Here is a 24,495-nt window from a genome sequence, read left to right as displayed (position 1 = left end):
TTCAACTGTTTCTAATTATTTTTTAGCTAAAATATGGATTGGGTTGCCTAGTAAAACTTCAGCAGTTTCCATTGTGATTTCACCTAATGTTGGGTGAGCATGAATAGTTAATGAGATATCTTCAGCAGTCATGCCGCCTTCAATTGCTAAGCCCATTTCAGCGATCATATCAGATGCACCAGCACCAACAATTTGAGCACCAATTAATAAGCCATCTTCTTTACGAGCAACTAGCTTCACGAAACCTTCTGATTGATTTAATGCAAGAGCACGACCATTTGCTGCGAATGGGAATTTCGCTGCAGTATACTCGATACCTTCCTCTTTAGCTTGTTCTTCATTGTAACCAACAGTTGCCATTTCTGGATCTGTGAAGCATACAGCAGGAACAGCTAAATAATCAACGATTGATTTTTCACCAGCGATTGCTTCAGCCGCAATTTTACCTTCATAAGAAGCTTTATGTGCAAGCTGAGGACCTGCTACGATATCACCGATTGCATAGATGTTCGGAATATTTGTACGACATTGTTTGTCGACATTAATAAGACCACGTTCACCGAATTCAATACCGATTTCAGCAAGACCCATCTCATCTGTATTTGGACGACGACCAACAGTAACTAAAACGTAATCAGCTTCAACTTTTTTCTCTTCTCCGCCTACTTCGTATGTTACTACTACGCCGTTTTCTGTTTCTTCAACGCCTTTTGCAGATGCGTTTACTTCAATTTCAACGCCTTTCTTTTTAAGGCCTTTTTTCACGATTTGTGTCATTTGTTTCTCGAAGCCAGCTAAAATATCTTTGCCGCCTTCAATAATTGTAACTTGTGAGCCAAGGTTAGCAAAAGCAGAGCCTAGCTCTGTACCAATATAACCGCCACCAATAACGACTAATTTACCAGGTACTTCTTGTAAAGAAAGAGCGCCAGTGGAGTTTAGTACACGATCAGTGAATTTAAATGTTGGAATTTCAACTGGACGAGAACCTGTTGCTAAAATCACATTGTTAAATGTGTAAGTTTGAGCAGATTCACCATTGATGATACGCACTGAATGAGCGTCTACGAAATAAGCTTCACCTTGTACAATTTCAACTTTATTGCCTTTAAGTAAGCCTTCAACACCGCCAGTTAATTTTTTAACAACGCTGTCTTTAAATGCTTGTGCTTTTGAGAAGTCTAATTTCACGTCAGAAGCGACGATACCCATGTCATCTGAATGCTTAGCTTGTTCAAAACGGTGCCCTACTGAAATTAATGCTTTTGATGGGATACAACCAACGTTTAAGCACACACCACCAATTACATCTTTCTCAACGATTGTTACTTTTTGGCCAGTTTGTGCTGCACGAATTGCTGCTACATATCCTCCAGGTCCTGAACCAATGACAAGAGTATCTGTTTCGATTGGGAAATCTCCTACTACCATTTTTGTTACGCCTCCATTAATAATAATTCTGGCTCACTTAACAAACGCTTTAAGTGATTTAAAGCATTTTGCGCAGTGGCTCCATCGATCATACGATGATCAAAGCTCAATGATAATGCTAACACAGGTGCAGCTACAATTTCACCATTTTTTATTACAGGTTTCTCTGAAATCCGACCAATACCTAGTATTGCGACTTCAGGATGATTAATAACAGGTGTGAACCATTGTCCTCCAGCTGAGCCAATGTTCGTGATAGACATTGATGCACCTTTCATTTCATGTTGAGCAAGCTTGCCATCACGAGCTTTTGTCGCTAGTTCATTAATTTCATTTGATACCGCAAATACTGATTTACGATCCGCATGTTTAATGACTGGTACAAGTAAGCCTTTTTCTGTATCTGCTGCAATACCAATATTGTAGTAATGCTTTTGAATAATTTCTTGTGTTGCATCATCTAATGAGCGGTTAAATTCAGGGAACTCGCGCAAAGTTGAAATAAGCGCTTTTACTACATATGGTAAGTACGTTAATTTCACACCTTTTTCAGCAGCGATATCTTTGAATTTTTTGCGATGAGCTACAAGTGCTGTCACATCGACTTCATCCATTAGTGTAACATGAGGAGCCGTTTGTTTCGAGTGTACCATCGCTTTTGCAATCGCTTTTCGAATACCAGACATTTTTTCACGTGTCTCAGGGAATTCACCCTCAAGAACCACTGGAGCTGTTGGCACTGATTGTTGTTGAGCAGTTGCTTCATCTTGTGCCACTGGCACTTCCTCAGCCTGTACTGCTCCACCACCATTTAAGAAATTCTCGATATCTTCTTTTAAAATACGACCATTTTTGCCTGTACCTGCAACTTCACGAATATTTACATCATTGTCTCGTGCAAATTTACGAACTGAAGGCATTGCAATAATACGCTTAGTACTATCAGCAGCTTCTTCTTTTACAGTCGTTTCTTCTTTTACTGGCGCTTCTTCCTTAGCAGGTGCTTTTGCAACACCTTGACCAGCCTCAGCAGTTGCCTGTACTTGTGCTTCTGTTTTAGCATCGGACTTCGCTTCTGCATGGTCGTCACCTTTTAATTTTAAATCTTCGTAGCCAGGAGCATCGAAACGAATTAATACATCGCCAACAACAGCTACTGTACCTTCTTTTACTAATACTTCCTCTACTTTACCTTCAACTGGTGACGGGATCTCTACGACCGCTTTATCATTTTGAACTTCACAAAGAATATCGTCTTCTTTCACTGTATCCCCAGCTTTAACGAACCATTTTACGATTTCTCCTTCGTGAATACCCTCGCCAATATCTGGTAATCTGAATTCAAATGCCATGTGTACCCATCCTTTCTCTTTGCTCTTCATCAAATTTGCAAGCTACTTTAGAATGTTAAAACTTTTTTCGCTGTTTCCATTACATCTTTATAGTTCGGTAACCAAACACCTTCAGCTTGTGGGAATGGGTACACTGTATCTGGTGCTGCTACACGAAGTACAGGTGCTTCTAAACTTAAAATTGCACGCTCTGTAATTTCAGCTACAACATTCGCAGCAATACCTGCTTGTTTTTGTGCTTCTTGCACAACAATTGCACGACCTGTTTTTTCGACTGAAGCAATGATTGTTTCAATGTCGATTGGTTGAATAGTACGTAAATCAATAACTTCTACAGAGTGACCTTCTTTTTCAAGTTCTTCTGCTGCCTTTAAGCTTTCATGTACCATTAGACCATATGCAACGATTGTTAAATCTTTACCTTCACGTTTTACATCAGCTTTTCCTAGTGGAATTGTGTATGCTTCCTCGGGTACCTCTTCACGGAACGAACGATATAATTTTAAATGCTCTAAGAAAATAACTGGATTATCATTGCGAATAGAAGAAATCAGTAATCCTTTAGCATCGTATGGTGTGGATGGTACAACAACAGTTAATCCTGGTTGTGCTGTCATTAAGCTCTCTAAACTATCTGAGTGCATTTCTGGCGTATGTACGCCACCACCGAATGGTGAACGAATAGTTACAGGAGCATTGTATACACCACCACTACGGTAGCTCATACGCGCTAATTGACCGCTGATTGAATCCATAACTTCATAGACGAAGCCGAAAAATTGAATTTCAGGAACTGGTCGGAAACCTTCTAGAGAAAGACCAATCGCTAAGCCACCAATACCAGACTCTGCTAATGGTGTATCGAATACTCGATCAACACCAAATTCTTTTTGTAGGCCTTCAGTTGCGCGGAATACCCCACCGTTGACACCTACATCTTCTCCGAATACAAGAACGTTTTCATCGTTCTTTAATTCTGTGCGAAGTGCATCTGTAATTGCTTGAATCATCGTCATTTGTGCCATAGGTTATTTCGACTCCTTCTCTTTGTAGATTTCATACTGTTCTTTTAAATTCGATGGCATTTCGCCTTTATACATGTTTTCCATTAACTCTGTTACTTTTTGTTTTGGAGCAGCATCAGCCTTTTTGATAGCCTCTTTTATTTCCTCTTTTGCACGTTCAATGACCGCTTCCTCTTTTTTCTCATCCCAAAGCTCTTTAGCTTCTAGATATTTACGGAAACGTACAAGCGGGTCCTTTTGTGCCCATTCGCTATCTGTATCAGATGTACGGTAACGTGTTGGATCATCCCCAGCCATTGTATGTGGACCATAGCGATAACACATTGTTTCAATAAATGTTGGACCTTCGCCATTTACTGCGCGCTCACGTGCATCACGTGTTGCTACGTATACTGCAAGTGCATCCATACCGTCTACTAAAATACTTGGCACGCCAGCTGCTACACCTTTTTGTGCAATTGTTTTTGCTGCCGTTTGTAATTCACGAGGTGTAGAAATTGCATATTGGTTGTTTTGCACAATGAAAATTGCTGGAGATTTAAATGCGCCAGCGAAGTTAATGCCTTCATAGAAATCACCTTGTGATGAACCACCATCACCTGTATATGTTACAGCCACAGCTTTTTTACCACGTTTTTTAAGACCAAGTGCCACCCCAGCAGCTTGAATGTATTGTGCACCAATAATGATTTGTGGTGCTAATACGTTTACACCTTCAGGAACCTGATTCCCTGCAAAGTGTCCACGAGAGAATAAAAATGCTTTCTCTAAAGGTAAACCATGCCATACAATTTGAGGTACATCACGGTAGCCTGGTAAAATCCAATCTTCTTGTTCTAACGCAAAGTGAGAAGCAAGTTGTGACGCTTCTTGACCAGCAGTCGGTGCGTAGAAGCCTAATCGACCTTGACGGTTAAGTGAAATAGAGCGTTGATCTAAAATACGTGTATATACCATACGCGTCATCAACTCTACTAACTCCTCGTCTGATAATTTTGGATCCGCCTCTTCATTAACAATTTCGCCTTCTTCATTCAGAATTTGGAACATTTCAAACTTATCTTCGATTTCAGTTAGCGTTTGTTTTGGATCAAAAATATTATTGTTTTTCTTACTCATTTGTCACATCTCCCTTTCAACTGTATTAAAATAAATCACTTTTTAACTAGTACAACTTATCCTTAGGACTCAGTATACTTAATAAAATATCGTCGGTCAATCATATATTACGGCTATAAACTAAGAATTTTCCTAACATAATGTCTTAAGCGAACTGTGCTATACTGTATCATTTACAATCAATCACTGTATTACAACAACTTATTTCAAGCGCACTGACATAACGTTTTCCTTCATAATTATCAATAGTAGAATACCCTAGTTCGTGACAATCTAATAGCAACAAAAAATAATTTTAAGTTTATGCAAATGATGGCTTTTTTCATGTGCATGTACTGAGACGTGATGTATACTTGTAAATAAAGTTATACAAAGTGATTGAAAGGAAGATTCACACATGATTTTAATGGATGATATTATTCGCGAAGGCCATCCCACTTTACGCACAAAAGCTGAGGAAGTTAAATTCCCTTTATCTGAAGAAACACGCAAGCTTGCGGAAGACATGCTTCAATACCTAAAAAACAGCCAAGATCCTGAAATTGCGGAAAAATATAATTTACGTGGTGGCATCGGTCTTGCAGCCAATCAAGTAAATAGTTTACATCGCATGTTTGCCCTACACGTGAAAGATGATAATGGCGAACAATTGAGCTTCACAGCGATTAACCCTAAAATAGTCAGTCATTCAGTGGAAAGCACATATATGACCGCTGGTGAAGGTTGCCTATCTGTTGATCGCAATGTACCTGGTTATGTGCCACGACATGCCCGCATTACGGTGAAGTTCAAAACAATTGACGGCGAAGAAAAAAAATTGCGCCTTAAAGGACTGGCAGCTATAGCATTCCAACATGAATTAGATCATCTAAATGGCGTCATGTTCTACGACCGCATTAACGAAAAAGATCCATTTGCTGATATTCCCAATTCCGTACCTTACGAGCGTGACTAAAAACGCAATGCAGTCTACCGTTGTAGGCTGCTTTTTTAATTTCAAACCATCACTTTCTGCATCCTATCCTTCACTTTGTCATTTCTATCCGTCGCATTTTCAGTTCTAGCCGTCACTTTGTCTGTTCTATCCGGCTAATATTTATATACCCTAATTCATAAGAAGTATTTGCCGAAAATGAAAAAGCCTTCATTGATATGCGGCAAGCATCCTAGGAAGACTTTTTTAATAGCTTTTAATTTACGCTAACACGGTTTCTTTTGTTAATCGTTCATTAATCTGTTCTATTAGTGTTGGCAATGCCTTCATTGTTTGAATAGTATAATGTGCACCCGTTTCTTCAAAAATTCGCTTTGTTTTTGCCATCACGCTCTGTTGTTCCTCATCAGATAAAGCCATAAATTCTTGCACAGATAATCCCATTTCCGAGCTACCGATGATAACACCAACAGCCCACACGCCTGCATTTAACGCTTCATGTATATCTGATGTTGTATCACCAACTTTAATAACTTGCTTTGTTGACTTTGTACCGAGCTTTTCCATATTTCTAAAAATCATATACGGATACGGACGCCCTATATTCCCAACTTGATTGGCCGTTACCAAAAAATCCGGTTTATATCCTTTAATGGCTGCTTGGCTAGTCACTACATCCATCATCGAATCCGTATATCCAGCAGTAGACCCTATTTGGATACCTGCTAATTTTAGTTGCTGAACCATATCTAACACATGTGGAATGGGATCTGTGTAGGTCGCTAATGATGCCATTAACTTCGACTCAAACTGCCCATAAAGCGCCTGCACATCCCCGTCCGAAAACGCACGACCATATACTTTTTTCCATTCCTCACTTACTCTTGGCATCTCAAGCATTGTACGAATATGATCAATTTTCAACATGCCCATTGGCTTGCGTGCCTCTTCAAGTGACACGGATACACCAGCGTCTTCAAAAATAGTAAGAAAAACATTTACAGGGGCAAAGCAACCAAAAACAACAGTTGTACCAGCCCAATCTAATATTACAGTTTCAATTTTCTAGATGACAAAGCCGGCTTTTTTCATTTCCCGGTAAAAATGGTCGAATGAAAAGTGCAATACTTCTAGCTTTCCCTGCACACTGTTCTAATGCATCAATTTTGGCAATAACAAAATTCATCTACAGGATGGTTATTAGTTCAAGTAATCATTAGCGGATATGGGGAAAAAGAAGGGCAACAAGTATTAGCTGATAGAGACACGTTGTTTTTGACCACCCGACAACTCATGAATCTTTTTATGTAAGTGTGGCGTTAGTTCTAAAGACTCTACATATTCCTAAACTTCTGATTTTGACATTTTTTCTTTTTTATTCTTCAATCCATATACGATGTTGTCATAAGCTTTCAAATGTGGAAACAATGCAAAATCTTGAAAGACAATATTAAATCCTCGCTCTTTAAGAAAGAGGAGCAAAGGTATTATTAAATTTTCGCTATCTAAAATGAAGAAAAATTTAGACGTTCTTCCTTTTGGCATAAATAAAAATTTAGAAGAGAGCACTAGTTGTTGGTATCGAAGGTGGCGACTCCTGTGGGATTAGCGTGACGCCTGAGACTACAGGCTTAGGCCACGCCCCCGGAAAGCGTCCGCCGTAGTGGACATCAACGTTCACAGCAAAAAAAGTGTTAGATCGACATCAGTCAATCTAACACTTTTTCTGTTTTTCCAAAACTATTCCATTTTAGATATCTACGCTACCATTAAATTATTTTTAACAGTCGCATTATTTTCGCAAGTCCATCTTCATCTACATGATCGGCAATATGCGTTGCAGCTGCCTTTGCTTTTTCATGTCCATTCCCCATTGCTACACTCGTACCAACAGCTTGTAACATTTCTATATCATTTAGGCCATCTCCAAAAGCAATGGCATCCTCTAGTGTTAGCCCCATTTTCACCAGCAACTTGTCAATTCCAGCCGCCTTCGATCCACCTTTTGGCAAAATATCACAAGAATATTGATGCCAGCGTACAAATTGTACATTAGGGAATGTCTCACAATACAATGGTTCATCTTTTTCCTCCATAAAGATGAGTGTTTGATAAACATTGTGCTGCATATAATAAGATGAGTCTAATGCTGGGTATGGATATTTTAATGTATTCAAGCTCGCCGCTACCATCTCATTATTTCCGACCGAAGCAATCATTTGTTTATCATCTAAAAAAACAACTGGTTCATTGCGGGCTTCCCCAAAGGCAATAATATGTGCAAGCTCTTCTTTCTCAATACCATTTGCATAGACAACCTCACCACGATAGACAACATATTGTCCGTTAAACGTCACGTACGTGTTGATATCAAGCTCGTCTAACAATGGTTGAATCATAAATGGAGCGCGTCCAGTCGCAATGGCGATTTCATAACCTTTCCGTCGAGCTTCTAATAACGCTTCTTTCGCAGAAGCAGGCAACAACTTATCACTGTTGTAAAGCGTACCATCTACATCAAAAAATAAAATTTTTTTCATTATATAATTCCTTTCATTATGTATGGTCATGCAAAGGTTAAGTACTTTACACAAGCATCGTTTTTAATTATAATGATCCTAAGGAGTGATGTGCCATGCTGAAGAAACTAAAGCAAAAATTGTTGAAGCAACTTCGCGGCCTACTCGGAAAAGGAAAAAAATCAATTGCCTAACATTTGCCCTTCATTATTTGAAGGGCTTTTCTTTATTTTAAAGTAGCTGCGTGATAATATATAGGAAATGCATTTATTTGGCTATGCGCAACCACTGTCTCATTGCTTTTCATGAATAGTGCAAGATTGAAGTTCTGAGATACAAGAAAGTCAAACGCCCATTTCTCCATTAGTATACTAGAAATTTGCGATTTTTTCTTGTAGTACGTGTGTGGTAATAGACAAAGGTGCAATAATAATGTACGCAATCAAAGGAGAGCAAACTATGATTTACAAAGTTTATTATCAAGAAAAAGCAAATGAGATTCCAGTTCGCGAAAACACTAAAAGTCTATACCTTGAAGCTGCTTCAGAACGTGAAGTACGTCAAAAGTTACAAGACCGACATTACAACATTGAGTTCGTTCAATTGCTTGAAGGTAATTATTTAGCCTACGAACAAGCTAGTCCGAACTTCATCTTGGAGGAAATTTAACAAACATGAAGTTTGTTAAAAATGACCAAGCAGCTGTTTTCGCGCTCGGCGGACTGGGCGAAATCGGCAAAAACACTTATGGCGTTCAATTTCAGGATGAAATAATCTTAATTGATGCTGGTATTAAATTCCCGGAAGATGACCTACTCGGCATTGACTATGTTATTCCAGATTATACGTATTTAGTACGTAACGTCGATAAGATCAAAGGGTTATTTATTACGCACGGACACGAAGACCACATTGGTGGTATTCCGTACTTACTGCGTCAGGTAAATGTTCCTGTTTACGGTGGTAAGCTTGCACTTGGCTTATTGCGCAACAAACTAGAAGAACACGGCTTACTACGTACTACAAAACTGATTGAAATTAAAGAAGAAGATGTTATTAAATTCCGAAAAACATCTGTTAGCTTCTTTAGAACAACGCATAGTATTCCTGATGCATATGGTATCGTCGTAAAAACACCACCTGGCAACATCGTGCATACAGGTGACTTTAAATTCGATTTTACACCTGTTGGTGAACCTGCAAACTTAACTAAAATGGCAGAAATTGGGCGTGATGGCGTACTTTGCTTACTATCTGATAGTACAAATGCTGAAAAACCTAATTTTACAATGTCTGAACGTACAGTGGGCAAAAGTATCGATGAAATTTTCCGTAAGGTCGATAGTCGCATAATTTTTGCAACATTTGCGTCTAACATTCATCGTTTACAGCAAGCAACTGATGCTGCGATAAAATACGGCAGAAAAATCGCTGTCTTTGGACGTTCTATGGACAATGCCATTACAATTGGTCGTGAATTAGGTTATATTAATGCACCAAAGGACACATTTATCGATGCCCAAAGCATTAACCGCCTTCCGGCAAATGAAGTCATGATTCTATGTACAGGCTCTCAAGGTGAACCAATGGCAGCCCTTTCTCGTATTGCCAATGGTACGCATCGTCAAATTCAGATTCAACCAGGCGATACAGTTGTATTCTCTTCTTCACCAGTACCAGGTAATACAGTGAGTGTAAATAAAATCATCAATTTACTTTTCCGTGCAGGTGCTGAAGTTATTCATGGCGCACTAAATAATATCCATACATCTGGTCATGGTTCCCAAGAAGAACAAAAACTAATGTTACGTTTAATGAAACCTAAGTTCTTCATGCCAATTCACGGTGAATTCCGTATGTTAAAAATGCATACACATTTGGCTGAAAACTGTGATGTACCGCTTGAAAATACATTCGTGATGGAAAACGGTGATGTCTTAGCGCTAAGTGCTAACGAAGCACATGTAGCAGGGCGTATCCCTTCTGGCGATGTCTATATTGACGGTAATGGTATTGGAGACATTGGTAATATTGTGCTACGCGATCGAAGAATTCTGTCAGAAGAAGGCTTAGTTATTGTTGTTGTGAGTGTGGATATGGAGCATCAAAAAATTGTTTCTGGTCCTGATATTATTTCACGTGGCTTTGTTTACATGCGTGAATCAGGTACGATGATTAACGAAGCACAAAAAATGCTAAATCGCCATCTCAATGAAACAATCCAAGGGAAAACACCGCAATGGACAGAGCTTAAAAATGATATTACAGACGTTTTAGGACCTTATCTATTCGAAAAGACAAAACGTCGTCCTATGATTTTACCTATCATTATGGAAGTATAATCTAACGTATTAAGTAGCTATGCAAAATCATATAGTTTCAGCCTGTAGAAAACTCGAGCATTCGAGTTTTCTACAGGCTTTTTACTTGTGGACGCTTCTGTCACAGTTAAAGATAAAATTTCATTTTCTTTTAAAATTCCGAAACCTCTTTTAAAATTTTTCGTATATAGTAGTACTACTTCAAAGACGGTCATTTTTAGGCTCAAAACGCTGCGAATGTGAAAATCTATCGGCATTGATCCAAAAAAAAATAGAATTGTTCACTATCGTCAGTGAGCAATTCTATTGCAATACTTAAAATTTAAAGTATTTATTTATTACATAAGCAACCCATTGACAATCTTGCCTTAAACGTATATTTTCAATCAAGCCTTTAATTATTGGTCTGCTGTATGTTGTATGCCCTACTTGGGCTTTTAATAGCTCCAGTGACTCACGTTCAATAGACTCTTCTAACATTTCTATAGTCTGTTCAATTAAATGTATTAATGATTCCTTAGTGATTATTTCCTGCTCACAAGGTTTATTGACCAATTGAATGAGCTCTTCTGTAATAAAAGGAATGGTTGTATGACGCGCAATAATATCCGTCTTTTCCGCTAAGGATTTAGCTAATTGATCCAAGTCTAGCGGAATATTTGAAAAAATAAAAAGTTGTGCATAGCTTTTCATAAACCCTTTTATACAATACATCACATCATATTTATTCTTTTGTAGTGCCTCACCATATAGCTGTTCAAGCATATAAATGATCGATTTCGACATATCGATTTCATAGGCATTTACTTTATTAAATAATTCTTTTTTTTTCGCAAATACTTTTTCATTAAAAAACACGCGAGCAGTGGCTGAATGTTTTTTGAACGCTTGAAAAATGCTTTTGTAAAATTCAACGAGTAAAACTTCTTTGGCAAACGAGCTTCTGACTACATGGTCAATATCAGCAATAAACTGCTGCAAAAAGTAGTCCACCATTGACAAAACAAGTTCATCTTTAGTTTTGAAGGACAAATAAAACGCCCCTTTTGAAATCCCGCAACGTTCCGTAATTTGTTGAACAGATGTAGCTTCAAAGCCTTGTTCAGAAAACAGCTCTAATGCCTTCTCCATAATAAGTTGCTTTTTTAACATATTTTTTATTCTCTCCTAGCGTATTTCGTTGACAAATGACCGAGTAGTCATTATTATAAATAATTGAGTCTAGTAAGTCAATAAAGGGTAGGTGTGAAGGTGAAAGGTTTAGTTAATTTCGTATTAAAAAACAAACTCGCAGTATGGTTACTAACAATAATCATCACTGTCTCAGGTATTTATTCAGGCACACGCATGAAAATGGAATCTATTCCAGATATTTCGATACCATATCTCATTGTTATGGGCGTTTATCCTGGCGCAACTCCTGAACAAGTTATGAACGAACTGTCCATACCATATGAAAAATCCATTGAAAGTTTAGAAGATGTAAAGGCAGTTTACTCCACTTCCTCTTCAAACATTGCACAAGTACAAGTTGAGTATGACTATGGCATCGATATGGATGAGAAAAAACGTCAGTTAGAGTCAGCATTAGATAATGTGAAACTACCTGAAGGTGCACAAGAACCTACAATTATGGCCATCAGCATGAACATGATGCCAGTTGTCGCTTTATCAGTAAGTAGCTCTGATGAAGATATTGTTGAGCTTACATCAACAGTGGAAGATATATTACTTCCTAAAATTGAAAAAATTGATGGTGTTGCTTCAGCAACCATTACAGGACAGCACATTGAGCAAGTTTCGTTTAATTACGATGAAGAAAAAATGGCTGCACTTGGCCTTACAGAAGATGCTGTAAAGCAAATGATACAAGCAAGTGACATGGCATTATCACTTGGTTTATATGAATTTACTGTTGGTGAACAGGCAGTTTCTGTTGATGGCAAAGTCCAATCAATAGAACAATTGGAAGAGTTATTAATCCCTGTAACACCTTCAGCTACACAACCTTCCCCATTCGTTCGTTTAGGTGATATCGCAACGATTGAAGTCGAAGGTAAAGTACAATCTGTTTCACGTACAAACGGTAAAGATGCAATAGCAATTCAAATCGTAAAAGGTCAAGATGCCAATACAGTAACAGTTGTCAATGCCGTAAAAGACCTTATTAAAGATGAAGAAAAAGCAATTGATGGCTTAAAAATTGACATCTCACTGGACCAAGGTGCTCCAATCGAAGATTCAGTGTTCACAATGATTGAAAAAGCCGTGTTCGGTGGCGCCATTGCTGTATTAATCATTTTACTATTCTTACGTGATTTTAAATCTACCATTATATCTATTATATCCATACCTGTTTCTATTTTCATGGCATTACTTTTACTGAACTGGATGGATATTACGTTAAATATTATGACACTCGGAGCAATCACAGTTGCCATTGGCCGTGTAATCGATGACTCCATCGTTGTTGTAGAAAATATTTATCGACGCATCCATTTAAAACAAGAAAAAATGACTGGTCGCGCTCTTATTCGTGAAGCGACAATCGAAATGTTCAAACCAATTCTTTCTTCTACATTAGTAACAATTGCAGTATTTGCTCCGCTTATTTTTGTAGGTGGTATGGTTGGTGAATTATTCATGCCATTCGCACTCACAATGTCATTCGCTCTAGGCGCATCATTATTAGTAGCGATTACAATTGTACCAGCGCTATCTCATTACCTATTCCGTAAGAAATTATACGGTGAAAAAACAGAAAGCCAGCATAAAGAGGTTGGTAAACTAGCTATTTGGTATAGAGGTATCCTAGAAAAAGCCTTAAATCATAAATTCATTACTTCTGCTATCGCGATTTTAATGCTCGTTGGATCTCTTGCATTAACGCCATTAATCGGTTTTAGTTTCATGGGTTCACAGGAAGAGAAGGTTATGTATTTAACATACACGCCTGCTACTGGTGAGCTAAAAGATGAAACAGAAGCAAATGTGGCAGCAGTCGAAAAAGAATTAATGAAACGTAAAGACATTGATATTTTACAAGTATCCATAACAGATGCTGAAAACGCAGATCCTGCCGCAATGATGATGGGTGGCGGTGCTGGTGGTGCATTAATGTACCTTATCTTCGATCCAGATATGAAGGATTTCCCTGAAGCACGAGAAGACGTTGAAGACTATATATTTAACGTCGGTCAATCAGGAGAATGGAAAACTCAAGACTTCGCCTCTATGTCTATGTCTTCTAACGAAGTCAGCTACACATTATATAGTGAAAATCTAGAGAACCTTCGTAAAGCAGTAAAAGAAGTAGAAGGTGCACTAAAAGATGTGGACGGTTTAGAAGATATTAAATCGGATAATGAAGATCCATATGTAGAGAACGTTTTAAAAGTAGATCAAAAAAATGTCTTACAATATGGTTTAACAACCGCACAAATAGTGATGGCTTTAAATACTACATCATCACAAGAAGTGTTAACAACTGTTGAGCACGATGGCGCGGACATTAATGTAATCGTGCAACGTGAAGCAAAAGCAGCAGCATTGTCACTGGATGATGTATTAGCAACTGAAATTAAAACAGCCTTAGGCACAACAATGACAATCGGTGAATTGGTGGAAGTCGAAGAAGGAACTACATTAAATTCATTATCTCGCTCTAAAGGTGAATACTTTGCGACGGTTTCCGGTACAATTATCGGCGACGATATTTCAAAAGCTTCATCTGCAGCAGATAAAAAGATCGATGAGTTAGACTTACCTAAAGGCGTAACAACTGGCGTTGCTGGTGTTGCTGCTGATATGGCAGAAACATTTACACAACTTGGAATCGCTATGCTAGCAGCAATCGCTATTGTTTACTTCATTCTTGTTGTAACATTTGGTGAAGGCTTAGCACCGTTCGCCATCCTATTCTCATTACCATTCGCTGTTATTGGTGCATTTGTTGGTCTATATGTGACAGGTCAAACAATTTCCGTATCCGTAATGATGGGTCTGTTAATGTTGATTGGTATCGTCGTAACCAACGCTATTGTACTTGTAGATCGTATTATCCACATGGAACGTGACGGACTACAAATGCGTGAAGCGATTTTAGAAGCGGGGGCAACTCGTTTACGTCCAATCTTAATGACTGCTATTGCTACAATTGGTGCTATGCTACCAATGGCATTCGGTAGTGGCGGTAGTGGACTGATTTCTAAAGACCTTGCTATCACTGTAATCGGTGGTTTATTATCTTCAACATTATTAACATTGGTAGTTGTACCAATCGTATATGAAATGCTATCAAAAATGTTAAAGAAAAATCGTAAAGATATCGAAGAAAATTAAGCAGTAGACTCTTCTACAACATAAAAATGAGGTCATTCCGTAAATGGGATGACCTCATTTTTACTTATCATCAAATAGGCAACGAAGCGTTTATTTTTATTTGCCAATACTTACAGACCATGCTACTATTAACATAACTTTTAAGAAATGGAGGTTTTCCTAACGATGCCAGGTAGATTTCGATTCCATAATTTGAACCGTTAATTGAATACGTTCAAAAGCTTTGCCTGCTGTGCAGAGTAAATGGGATTGGTCTTCCTATTTTTAGGAGAATCTTCGTTTTACGTTTATGTAAAAAGAGGGCTAATCGCCCTCTTTTTGTTGTCTTTAAATTTAAAATGAATGTTTATAAAAAGTGAACCTGCAATTTAGTGGAAGTTTTCCAACTCCCACAGATTGTTAGTTGAACCAAACGGGCTTTACGGTCAGTTGTTCGCCCTCCTAGGGGCCTCGTTCTCACCTTTAAAATTGAGGTGAGCGCCTTACTAACCGTTTATGCGAGATAATTTTTGATTGAACGACTTCGATGTAGAAAAGTTCAACGAATTTTATTTTAGGTATAATTTGTTACTGATGAGACCAATTTTTTTGAGTGACAAAGCATTTTTTCATGGTTGACATGATTAAATCCTTTCAAGGTACCTTTCACGCAATCTCCCCCACTTACTCTTAGCACAGGCCAATCCCCTGTGTTTTTTTATTTAATTGAAAGGAATGATTTTTGCATGACACAAACAAATGCATCAACAACTGAACATTGGAAAAGGAATATTATACTTTTTTTGGGGAGCCAAACTATCTCACTTTTTGGTTCTTCACTCGTACAATATGCGATTACGTGGTACATCACCTTAAGCACACAATCGGGTGTCATGATGACAATCTCTATCATATGCGGTTTCTTACCCACTTTCTTCCTTTCACCTATTGCCGGTGTCTGGGCGGATCGATATAATCGCAAATGGTTAATCATTTTGGCTGATGGCATGATTGCCCTGTCCACACTACTGTTAGCTATTTTATTTTTACTGGGCTACGATTCACTTTGGTTACTATTTGGCATTTCAGCCATTCGTGCAATAGGAGCTGGTATTCAAACACCAGCTGTTGGAGCAATTCTTCCACAAATTGTACCTGAAGATAAACTAATGAAAGTAAACGGCACAAATGGTAGTATTCAAGCGTTTGTGATGATTATCTCTCCAATGGCTAGCGGCGCATTATTGACACAAGCTTCGCTCGAATCGATTTTCTTTATCGATGTGATTACAGCTGCAATAGCAATTAGTACGTTGCTGTTCTTTTTGCATATTCCTGTTCATGCCAAAGCAGCACAAAAGCAAACTACAGGCTATTTTAATGATATGAAACAAGGCTTTACGTATATTAAAGAACATAATTTTTTGAAAAGATTCTTCTTGTTTTTTGCATTTTTCATGATACTTGCAGCACCTGCCGCATTTTTGACTCCATTACAAGTGACACGAAGTTTTGGAAATGATGTTTGGCGTTTAACCGCTATCGAAATTACTTTTGCCTTAGGTATGCTGATTGGTGGGATATTGATGGCATCATGGGGTGGCTTTAAAAACAAAGTGCATACCATGACATTTGCGACATTAATATTTGGTGCCTGCACGGTTGTACTCGGTATCATTCCTGTTTTTTCATTGTACCTTGTCTTCATGGCGATTACAGGTATATCCATGCCCATCTTCAATACACCTGCCACTGTTTTGCTGCAAGAGAAGGTTGAGGGTGATTATTTAGGCAGAGTTTTTGGTGTGCTTGGGATGATTTCAACATCTATGATGCCTTTAGGCATGCTAATTTTCGGCCCAATTGCAGATATAATTGCTATTGAATGGTTACTGATTGGCACAGGTATCTTCTTATTTATCCTAGGATTTTTCTTACTTGGCAGTAAGGCATTACTCGCAGCTGGCAAACCGACTTCGAATAATACAAACGACTAAAAGCTTGTTCTTTTATTGCTATTTACTTCATCTAGCATGTTTAAACTCTATTAAATGAGTGAAAGATATGGGTAAGAGGTGATCGAAGATGGATGAGAAAAAACAAGCCAAAACACGCCGTACAAATAATCCAGATGTATTAGATACGGACAAAGAAAGTATTTTTGACAAACATGAAGATATGAATACTGTGGATCCGATACCTGTTGAAGAATTAAATGAAAAGGTCAAGGATGAGAAAAACAAAATAAAAACAAAAGATACATCTGCCACAGATAAGCGTTATTAATCATAATAAAAAAATTGCCCTATAAAGTCTGTTCCTACAGCACTCTATGGGGCAATTTTTCATGCAAGGGAAATATTAAATGTAACCTTCCAATCAATACAAAATAGAAAAAGGTGGTTTGCCAAAAAGATGCACGATCTATAAAAATACTTTGCGAAACAGTATGTTATGCGTATTTCGGTTGCTCCCATCTACAGCCATTTTTCCGTGCAATATACCTTTTTTGCTGTGGCATCCAATTTTACTTTTATTCCTATTGCTATGGGATGCATAGGATGTGTATGGCATATATCAAAATCTGCTAGAATCGGTATATCAATACCGTCTATTTGCTCTACTAATACTTCATAAGGTTTACGCGCTGTTCCCAAATCATCATAGCATTCATGTTTTCCTAATAGGATGCCACTTACCTTTTCAAAAACGCCATGAAGTTTTAACATGGTAAAATTTTTTTCCACAATTGCTATACTTTTTGAACAATCTTCAATAAGTAAGATATTCCCTGTTGTTATTTGAGGAAAATAACATGTACCAATAAAACCATACATTGCATTTATATTTCCAGCTATTAATCTTCCTTCAGCAACTCCTTCTTTTACTGTCAGCCATTCATTTTTATATAGCTTTTTCTCAGCAATTTTTTCTAACCAATTTACTGGTTCGTCTGACCAATATTCCGGCATAGGAATTTCATAAGGTAGTTTCTGTGGTTTTATGAAGTATTCTTCAAAAAATGTATATGTGTCATTTATTAATGGTTCAAATTCCCCAAAGGAAGGGACTAAAGCAGGGCCATAATAAGTTGAGATACCTGTTTTTGCGTAAAGAGCAAGTAAAATAGCCGTTACATCTGAGTAACCAACAATTATTTTAGGATTACGCCTAAACGCTTCATAATCGATATAGGGCAACAAACTATTTGAATTGGTTCCCCCTATTGTGGAGATAATTATATGAATGTTTGGGTTACGTAATAATTCATTTAATTCTTCAGCACGTTCCTTAGGTGTTCCCGAACGATACGTGTCAGATTTACCTGTTAAGCTACCTTCGATAATTTTCAAGTTCTTTTGTTCAAGAAATGCCTTTGCTCGCTCATAGCGTGGTAATGCTGTGACTGAAGCTGGTGATGAAGGTGAGAAAATTCCAATGCAACGATCATTTTTATTATTAGGCATCTTAGCAAAACCTTTCTAGATTTAGCTTGGCAAAAATTTTGCCATATAATATTCATCAACATAGCTACCATTGACACGTAAGGAATGCCGCTTTGTTCCTTCAATCTCGAAGCCCATTTTTTTATATAATGCAATGCCGACTGTATTATCTACCATAACCGTAAGTTCCAGACGATGTATGCTCTTGTCTTTTGCCCAATCATTTAACTTGCTAAATAATGCTGTACCTATCCCTCTACCTCTAAAGTCACTGTGGATACCAATTACAATATAGGCACGATGGGCAATTCTAGAGGGTGTATCTCCTTGAACAATTAAATAGCCTACAATATTATCTTTCACTTCAGCAATGAATATTGTCGAATTGAACTGATACCTCATTTTTTCTATGAATACAGCAAATTGTTTCGATTCTAGCTGTCGTTCACCAGGGCCGAACAACATGAAATTAGACTCTTCCGCATTTTTCATCACCGTAATTAGTCCTTCAGCGTCTTCTAGTCTCGCTTCTCTGATTAACATGTGTAAGTCTCCTCTCAATCTTATACTTTATTCATCTGATTGAACGTGGTCTCAATATTATTCACCCATATATGCAGATGTATCGGTTGAGAATTCACAACCTGATAGCGCAAATAAATTGTTTGTTATTTAGACCTGAACCTTAGCTCTTCTTAATACATAAACCGCTTGTTTATAACCGCATCTTCCTAATACTTTTATTTATTATCACAAAACACTAATGGGAAATCAATAAATCAATGGTATTTTTTGTATACAAACTATCCTCCAAGCTTATAAAAAAGAAGAAGTCGTCATAGTCATGATGACGCTTCTTCTAAAGAAATTATTGGTGGACAAGCATAGCATACATAGGCCAAATAACTTGCCCACATTGATATTTACCAACATTTTTTATGACTTATTTTCGTTTACTGCCAATTAACAGCGTGATTTGTGCCATGGTAAATGTTAACGAAGATTTTTTTCGATATGCTACATACTTGGGTTGCCAAATATCTGCGTATTTTAATTTAAAGTTTTTTAAACCTTTGAAATGATAGAAGTGCTGACCATGTAAAAATATTTGTGCAGCAATTTTTTCGCTTAAAAAAGAATACCTAGACTGACCAACATTTGATAATGGTGACATCCCGAGATTGAAGACACGATATCCTTCTTGTTTTGCCCATTCGAAGAGCGATAAGAAAAGAAAATCCATTGTTCCAGATGGCGCTCCCGGTCTATAACGCATAAGATCCACCGAAATTTTTTCACCATTATCATACATTGGCATTAGACTAGCAAAGCCAATAACGCCTTGTGTTCCCTTTAACACAGCTATCTTTGACATGTTCAAATAGTTTGTATCAAAAAAACCAAGGGAGTACCCTTTCTCTGCACGTCCTTGTAGCCATTTCGTTGACACTTCTTGTAGTTCGTTCATTACTTTCAATGAGTGAGGGGGATGCAAGACATCCACTGTATAGTTCTCACGTTCAAATTTATTTTTGATGGCTCGATATCCTTTCATCACCTTTCCTGAAAATGTAAATTCTCTTAAATCAACAAAGGCTTCTTCACCGAGCTTAAAAAAACTATATCCATGCTCATGTAACGAAGGGAAAATTTTATTGTTTATTTCATAAAAAACAGGCGTATAGCCATGACTATCTGCTAATTCAAAAAATTCCTGTATCGCTGCAGAAAAATCAGTTTCTTTCCCCACTGGATCGCCAAGTACAACTATTTTATCTGCAAAAATTTGATAAGAAAACAGAACTGTGTCATTTTTATTCCAGTGAACGAATTTATCATGTAGGAAGATTAAATGCGAAAACTCTGTCCCTTTATAGGTCATTAGGTGCTTTTGGATCTTTTCTTCTTGCTCTATTGATAATAGTTTTATCATCTTCTTTGGTGTACGGATAAAATAGCCAAGATAAAAGATCACAACGGCAATTAATAGACCGATAATGGCACTAAAAAATAAATCACGGTAATCCGTAATCAAATAATCATGCACAACAGTTGGAATATGAATTTTTGCTGTAGGTAAGTTCACATAACCAATGAATAAATACATAGCTGTTATGAATGACACAGCAGCAATATCAAACAACACAATGCCCCACGTTAAAACATAACTCTCACGGTAAAATTGTTTTTTGGATGCAATAAGTAACCCTGTAACAATAAGTAAAAAGATAGCTTCTTCATAATCAAAGCTTTTACTAATAGAAAACATAGCAGAACTTATTAAGACAATAATTGCAAGCTGATAGGCTCTTTTTACTTTATATTTAATGCCCCTGCATAATCCCAAAAGAATAAAACCTGCAGCAACAGTCAACTGATGAGATACATTCATTATGGGTAATGATAAAAATTCCTGCACTATTTTTAATCGACTTAAAACTCCTGGGACCGATGCCGAAAGCAATAACACAATACCAGAGACAAATACTAAAATTGTTAATAGTGTATGACTAAGCTTTTGAACAATAACATTTGGCAAATCGTCCCAAGATCGATTCCAACGCTCCCAATACTCTTTTGTAAATAAAAGGGAGGAAATCAAAAATGGAACAACAAAATAACCAAGCCGATACAAAATTAATAAAAAAAGTACTTTTCCATCAGCAATATCTAAACTTTGAGTGCCCCACAGAAAAACAAGGTCAAATGAGCCCACTCCTCCAGGTATCATACTAACTATTCCCGCACAGGAAGCTATTAAAAAAATGGGTAACAATGCTGAAAGTTCAATCGGTATCCCCAATATAAATGTTAATAACCAAATAACTAAAAAGACCGCTAGCCATTCTGCTACTGAGGTAGCAATCAATAACATAGAATGCTTGGCATTTAACGATAGTAAATTCCTGTTTTTAAATCGAACAAGATGCACAGCAACAAAAACAGGAAAATATAAACTGACAATGATTACGGCAATCGATAACCACCGTATTTCTTGCAAAATCGGAAAGTCCCAATAGAACATATACATCATCCATGTTAATAAAGAGATGCCTGTAAGATAAAAAAGCGTAACGGAAGCTATGCTTTTTAGTAAACCTTCTTTATCTTCATTAGACTTAGAGTAGAAGTAATTACGAAGAAAAATTCCAACAAGTCCACCAAAGCCAATTAGATTTGAAAAGGTATTTACAATAAAAGAATTCTTTACCAATACTCTTTTTCTTATTTTGATACCCACAATCTTTACTAAAATAACATCATAGAAAATCATTGGGGTGATTGCACAAATCATCATGATAAAGATCAGCAAGAGTTCCCATATTTGCAGTTGACTTACTTCATAGCGAAGTAAATTAACATCTACACCACTTATTGTTTTTTTTATTTCATACATAGCTATCGTTAACAGTACTATTGGAAATAGAATTTTCACAAACTTTAACAATGGCTCTTTCCGAAAACTGAACATGTGCTAAACCTACTCCCCATATGCTTTCTGAAAATAAATCATAGTGTCACCAATGACTTTTATGATGACAATTTTAACTAATTGGTAGCGTTGAAAAGGTGGAGAATTGTAAGAAAACTACAAGATTCCACCTTTTTTTACTCTCTCATCGCTTTTTTCACAAAACGGTTAATATCAACGTCTGCCCCAATAAGAAGCATAATATCGCCTAACAAAATTTTATCGCTCGCTTGTGGTGATACTATAATGTCTGTTCCACGTTTAATACCAACAATGTTGATGCCATACTTCGCACGAATATCAAGATCCATGATGGAATAGCCTGCAATCGCGTCATTCGCTTTTAACTCCATAATAGAATGCTCATCAGATAGTTCTAAATAATCCAGTACAGTATTTGATAACATGTTATTAGCAATACGAATGCCCATGTCTCGCTCAGGGTGAACGACAAAATCTGCCCCGATTTTACGTAGTACTTTTTCATGATAGTCGTTTTGAGCTTTTACAGTTATTTGTTCTACACCTAGCTCTTTTAAAATAATGGTCGTCAAAATACTTGCTTGAATATCCTCACCAATGGCCACTATAACATGCTCAAAATTACGAATGCCTAATGAATTTAATACAGATTCATCTGTTGAATCTGCAATGACAGCTTGAGTGGCAATCGCAGCAAACTCATCCACGCGCTCTGAGGAGTTATCAATCGCCATTACTTGTGCTCCTTGACTCATTAATTCACGAACAATACTACCACCGAAACGTCCCAGTCCAATGACAGCAAACTCTTTTTTCATCATTAAAAATCCCTCCGAAAACTACAATTATTTTTAGTGTAACGTATTCTTTGTCATATGTATCGTCAAAACTGGAGACGATTCGTCAATCTATGTATTCTAGCTGTCATTTTCGACATTTTAATGAGAAGACTTCACTTCAAAATAAATATGCTAGATGTTTATCGAGGACGCAGTACCCTTTACCTAAGTTCCATAAATAATTTTATATTTAACTTCTTTGATTTAAAAAAGACGAGGATTTTAATATCCCCGCCTTCAAAAATAATATGCTTAAGCGTTACGCATTTCATCTAGAACACGATTTACGCGCTTTTCTAACATTTTCATACCGCTTCCACCAGCTTGCATATGTCGCAGTTGACCATCTTTATCAAATACGAAATACGCTGGTACGTATTGGTTTTCGAATGCATCTGTTAGCTTCAATTCGCTATCTACAAAGATTGGTTGCACGATGTCATGTTCAGCAGCTACTGCTTTAATCGTTTCTAAATCAGTATCAGCCTCAGAACGCGGCATATGCACAGCGACAACATTTAGCTCATCTTTGTACTGATCACGGAAATTGTTCACGTCTGGCATAGCTTCTTTACATAAATGACAACTAACTGACCAGAAGTGAATTAATGTTGGTTTTTCGCCCACTAAATCTGCTTTTGTCACTTCACCATTTAACCAAGTTGTGGCACCTGCAAGTTCAGGCATTTGTTCACGAAGTTTCATCAAAAATCCTCCCCTTTTGTATCAAATACGGTCTCAGCGTAATTGCGACCGGATTTTTCTCGACCCAACTTGCATTCGAAAAAATTTCACTAGGGATACATACGATTCCCTCTAGATAGTAGAAATCCTCAAATCTTCCTAAGAAACGACAGATTTCTACTGATAAAGAATAAATATCCCCACAAACATGTCGTGGGGACCTACTATTCATTTTAAAATTAAAGAGTAGCTTGACCTGGACGCCAGTTTGCCGGGCAAAGACCACCAGTTTGTAAAGCTTGAAGTACACGTAAAGTTTCATCTACGTCACGGCCGATGTTATTATCGAATACTGTTTGGTATTTTAATTCGCCTTGTGGATCAATGATAAATAAACCACGTAGTGCGATACCTTCTTCTTCAATTAACACACCGTATTCTTTTGAAATTGTGTGGTTTGTATCTGCAGCTAATGGATATTTTAAATCACCAAGACCATTTTGAGTGCGGTCAGTGTTAATCCAAGCTAAGTGTGTGTGAATTGTATCAGTTGAAACACCGATTACTTCAGCATCTAAGTCTTCGAACTCATCATAACGATCGCTCATTGCAGTAATTTCTGTTGGACATACAAATGTGAAGTCCATTGGATAGAAGAATAATACAGTCCATTTGTCTTGTGCTTTAATCTCTTCTAAAGATACTTTACCAAAAGATTTGTCTGGAAGTACTGCTTCCATTGTGAAGTTAGGTGCTTGTTTGCCTACCATACGTTCTGCCATTGTTAATCCCTCCGAATAAATATGTAGTTAAATATTCCATTCGCACATGCGAACTCGTCTTCTACGATAGCAAAGAAGTCGCAGTTTTTCAACGAAGTGCACTTCGCCATGCGATTCATTTCAAGTACGTTGACAAATATTTGTCAAATACCCAAACATAATCATTCCTACATCTTATTTATTCGCTACTTTTGGCAATTTTATTCTGGAATAAACAAAAATTTCAGGCTTAATTTATATGCTAATTTTTTTAAGAAATAGCATGTTTT

19 protein-coding genes and 1 pseudogene are annotated in these 24,495 nt (G+C 37.3%); 6 read left to right on the top strand and 14 right to left on the bottom strand.

What is annotated here, in order from left to right:
• Positions 1-15 precede the first annotated feature (15 nt).
• The 4 genes from lpdA to pdhA are packed head-to-tail and all read right to left on the bottom strand — an operon-like array spanning position 16 to position 4,927.
• Positions 16-1,431, bottom strand: coding sequence for a dihydrolipoyl dehydrogenase (gene lpdA, locus C9J31_RS04690; protein WP_107947171.1), 1,416 nt, complete (start codon positions 1,429-1,431; stop codon positions 16-18).
• Positions 1,432-1,436: 5 nt separating this feature from the next.
• Complete coding sequence (locus tag C9J31_RS04685) at positions 1,437-2,783, bottom strand: dihydrolipoamide acetyltransferase family protein (protein WP_107947173.1); 1,347 nt, start codon at positions 2,781-2,783, stop codon at positions 1,437-1,439.
• A 47-nt stretch (positions 2,784-2,830) separates the two neighbouring features.
• Positions 2,831-3,808: an alpha-ketoacid dehydrogenase subunit beta gene (locus C9J31_RS04680; RefSeq protein ID WP_010858261.1), complete on the bottom strand. Its 978-nt coding sequence runs from the start codon at positions 3,806-3,808 to the stop codon at positions 2,831-2,833.
• 3 nt (positions 3,809-3,811) lie between these two features.
• Positions 3,812-4,927 (bottom strand): pyruvate dehydrogenase (acetyl-transferring) E1 component subunit alpha, encoded by a 1,116-nt coding sequence (gene pdhA, locus C9J31_RS04675; RefSeq protein WP_107947175.1) that lies wholly within the window; start codon positions 4,925-4,927, stop codon positions 3,812-3,814.
• A gap of 397 nt (positions 4,928-5,324) precedes the next feature.
• Between pdhA and def the strand changes: the two genes are divergently transcribed.
• On the top strand, positions 5,325-5,882 hold the full coding sequence (gene def, locus C9J31_RS04670; RefSeq protein ID WP_107923214.1) for a peptide deformylase: 558 nt from the start codon (positions 5,325-5,327) through the stop codon (positions 5,880-5,882).
• 240 nt (positions 5,883-6,122) lie between these two features.
• On the opposite strand, the gene phnX is transcribed toward def, so the two are convergent.
• The 3 genes and pseudogenes from phnX to C9J31_RS04660 all read right to left on the bottom strand — a co-directional run bounded on the left by phnX (position 6,123) and on the right by C9J31_RS04660 (position 8,401).
• The gene (gene phnX, locus C9J31_RS04665; RefSeq protein ID WP_107947177.1) at positions 6,123-6,923 is read right to left on the bottom strand and encodes a phosphonoacetaldehyde hydrolase; all 801 of its coding nucleotides are present in this window, start codon (positions 6,921-6,923) and stop codon (positions 6,123-6,125) included.
• A gap of 302 nt (positions 6,924-7,225) precedes the next feature.
• Positions 7,226-7,325: pseudogene (locus C9J31_RS24205) on the bottom strand (ABC transporter ATP-binding protein); the annotation flags it as partial.
• Positions 7,326-7,630: 305 nt separating this feature from the next.
• Positions 7,631-8,401 carry a Cof-type HAD-IIB family hydrolase gene (locus C9J31_RS04660; RefSeq protein WP_107947179.1) on the bottom strand — a complete coding sequence of 257 codons (771 nt, stop codon included), beginning with the start codon at positions 8,399-8,401 and terminating at the stop codon, positions 7,631-7,633.
• 438 nt (positions 8,402-8,839) lie between these two features.
• Here C9J31_RS04660 and C9J31_RS04655 point away from each other — a divergent pair, with 438 nt between their 5' ends.
• The gene (locus C9J31_RS04655) at positions 8,840-9,049 is read left to right on the top strand and encodes a DNA-dependent RNA polymerase subunit epsilon (protein WP_054767210.1); all 210 of its coding nucleotides are present in this window, start codon (positions 8,840-8,842) and stop codon (positions 9,047-9,049) included.
• A gap of 5 nt (positions 9,050-9,054) precedes the next feature.
• Positions 9,055-10,722 carry a ribonuclease J1 gene (rnjA, locus tag C9J31_RS04650; protein ID WP_107923216.1) on the top strand — a complete coding sequence of 556 codons (1,668 nt, stop codon included), beginning with the start codon at positions 9,055-9,057 and terminating at the stop codon, positions 10,720-10,722.
• Positions 10,723-11,016: 294 nt separating this feature from the next.
• On the opposite strand, the gene C9J31_RS04645 is transcribed toward rnjA, so the two are convergent.
• Positions 11,017-11,853: a TetR/AcrR family transcriptional regulator gene (locus C9J31_RS04645; protein WP_107923217.1), complete on the bottom strand. Its 837-nt coding sequence runs from the start codon at positions 11,851-11,853 to the stop codon at positions 11,017-11,019.
• A gap of 99 nt (positions 11,854-11,952) precedes the next feature.
• On the opposite strand from C9J31_RS04645, the gene C9J31_RS04640 reads away from it, so the two are divergent.
• The 3 genes from C9J31_RS04640 (at position 11,953) to C9J31_RS04630 (ending at position 17,307) form a co-directional block, all read left to right on the top strand.
• Complete coding sequence (locus tag C9J31_RS04640; protein WP_107947181.1) at positions 11,953-15,042, top strand: efflux RND transporter permease subunit; 3,090 nt, start codon at positions 11,953-11,955, stop codon at positions 15,040-15,042.
• A 725-nt stretch (positions 15,043-15,767) separates the two neighbouring features.
• Positions 15,768-17,018 carry an MFS transporter gene (locus C9J31_RS04635; RefSeq protein WP_107923219.1) on the top strand — a complete coding sequence of 417 codons (1,251 nt, stop codon included), beginning with the start codon at positions 15,768-15,770 and terminating at the stop codon, positions 17,016-17,018.
• Between the two features lie 88 nt (positions 17,019-17,106).
• A complete protein-coding gene (locus tag C9J31_RS04630) occupies positions 17,107-17,307 on the top strand; it encodes a hypothetical protein (protein WP_107947183.1) in 201 nt (66 codons plus the stop codon).
• A 191-nt stretch (positions 17,308-17,498) separates the two neighbouring features.
• Here the strand turns inward: C9J31_RS04630 and C9J31_RS04625 are convergent, their stop codons facing one another.
• From C9J31_RS04625 to C9J31_RS04600, 6 genes are all read right to left on the bottom strand, one after another.
• Positions 17,499-18,488 (bottom strand): S66 family peptidase, encoded by a 990-nt coding sequence (locus tag C9J31_RS04625; RefSeq protein ID WP_107947185.1) that lies wholly within the window; start codon positions 18,486-18,488, stop codon positions 17,499-17,501.
• Positions 18,489-18,509: 21 nt separating this feature from the next.
• A complete protein-coding gene (locus C9J31_RS04620; RefSeq protein WP_107947187.1) occupies positions 18,510-19,010 on the bottom strand; it encodes a GNAT family N-acetyltransferase in 501 nt (166 codons plus the stop codon).
• Positions 19,011-19,410: 400 nt separating this feature from the next.
• Positions 19,411-21,939 carry a bifunctional lysylphosphatidylglycerol flippase/synthetase MprF gene (gene mprF, locus C9J31_RS04615; RefSeq protein ID WP_107947188.1) on the bottom strand — a complete coding sequence of 843 codons (2,529 nt, stop codon included), beginning with the start codon at positions 21,937-21,939 and terminating at the stop codon, positions 19,411-19,413.
• Between the two features lie 137 nt (positions 21,940-22,076).
• Positions 22,077-22,739: a potassium channel family protein gene (locus C9J31_RS04610; RefSeq protein ID WP_054767209.1), complete on the bottom strand. Its 663-nt coding sequence runs from the start codon at positions 22,737-22,739 to the stop codon at positions 22,077-22,079.
• Between the two features lie 273 nt (positions 22,740-23,012).
• Positions 23,013-23,465: a TlpA family protein disulfide reductase gene (locus C9J31_RS04605; RefSeq protein ID WP_107947190.1), complete on the bottom strand. Its 453-nt coding sequence runs from the start codon at positions 23,463-23,465 to the stop codon at positions 23,013-23,015.
• Positions 23,466-23,683: 218 nt separating this feature from the next.
• Positions 23,684-24,226: a peroxiredoxin gene (locus C9J31_RS04600; RefSeq protein WP_054767079.1), complete on the bottom strand. Its 543-nt coding sequence runs from the start codon at positions 24,224-24,226 to the stop codon at positions 23,684-23,686.
• Between the last annotated feature and the right edge of the window lie 269 nt (positions 24,227-24,495).

It is taken from the genome of Lysinibacillus parviboronicapiens, from assembly GCF_003049605.2.
GTDB classification, from domain to species: Bacteria; Bacillota; Bacilli; order Bacillales_A; family Planococcaceae; genus Lysinibacillus; species Lysinibacillus parviboronicapiens.
This window is presented reverse-complemented; position numbering and strand designations above follow the sequence as displayed.

Excerpts from the sequence above, each read along its gene's own strand:
- C9J31_RS04620 (WP_107947187.1), bottom strand. The coding sequence starts at position 19,010 with ATGTTAATCAGAGAAGCGAGACTAGAAGACGCTGAAGGACTAATTACG.
- lpdA (WP_107947171.1), bottom strand. The coding sequence starts at position 1,431 with ATGGTAGTAGGAGATTTCCCAATCGAAACAGATACTCTTGTCATTGGT.
- C9J31_RS04625 (WP_107947185.1), bottom strand. The coding sequence starts at position 18,488 with ATGCCTAATAATAAAAATGATCGTTGCATTGGAATTTTCTCACCTTCA.
- C9J31_RS04635 (WP_107923219.1), top strand. The coding sequence starts at position 15,768 with ATGACACAAACAAATGCATCAACAACTGAACATTGGAAAAGGAATATT.
- pdhA (WP_107947175.1), bottom strand. The coding sequence starts at position 4,927 with ATGAGTAAGAAAAACAATAATATTTTTGATCCAAAACAAACGCTAACT.
- C9J31_RS04610 (WP_054767209.1), bottom strand. The coding sequence starts at position 22,739 with ATGAAAAAAGAGTTTGCTGTCATTGGACTGGGACGTTTCGGTGGTAGT.
- mprF (WP_107947188.1), bottom strand. The coding sequence starts at position 21,939 with ATGTTCAGTTTTCGGAAAGAGCCATTGTTAAAGTTTGTGAAAATTCTA.
- C9J31_RS04630 (WP_107947183.1), top strand. The coding sequence starts at position 17,107 with ATGGATGAGAAAAAACAAGCCAAAACACGCCGTACAAATAATCCAGAT.
- def (WP_107923214.1), top strand. The coding sequence starts at position 5,325 with ATGATTTTAATGGATGATATTATTCGCGAAGGCCATCCCACTTTACGC.
- C9J31_RS04660 (WP_107947179.1), bottom strand. The coding sequence starts at position 8,401 with ATGAAAAAAATTTTATTTTTTGATGTAGATGGTACGCTTTACAACAGT.
- C9J31_RS04685 (WP_107947173.1), bottom strand. The coding sequence starts at position 2,783 with ATGGCATTTGAATTCAGATTACCAGATATTGGCGAGGGTATTCACGAA.
- C9J31_RS04600 (WP_054767079.1), bottom strand. The coding sequence starts at position 24,226 with ATGGCAGAACGTATGGTAGGCAAACAAGCACCTAACTTCACAATGGAA.
- rnjA (WP_107923216.1), top strand. The coding sequence starts at position 9,055 with ATGAAGTTTGTTAAAAATGACCAAGCAGCTGTTTTCGCGCTCGGCGGA.
- C9J31_RS04605 (WP_107947190.1), bottom strand. The coding sequence starts at position 23,465 with ATGAAACTTCGTGAACAAATGCCTGAACTTGCAGGTGCCACAACTTGG.
- C9J31_RS04680 (WP_010858261.1), bottom strand. The coding sequence starts at position 3,808 with ATGGCACAAATGACGATGATTCAAGCAATTACAGATGCACTTCGCACA.
- C9J31_RS04645 (WP_107923217.1), bottom strand. The coding sequence starts at position 11,853 with ATGTTAAAAAAGCAACTTATTATGGAGAAGGCATTAGAGCTGTTTTCT.
- C9J31_RS04655 (WP_054767210.1), top strand. The coding sequence starts at position 8,840 with ATGATTTACAAAGTTTATTATCAAGAAAAAGCAAATGAGATTCCAGTT.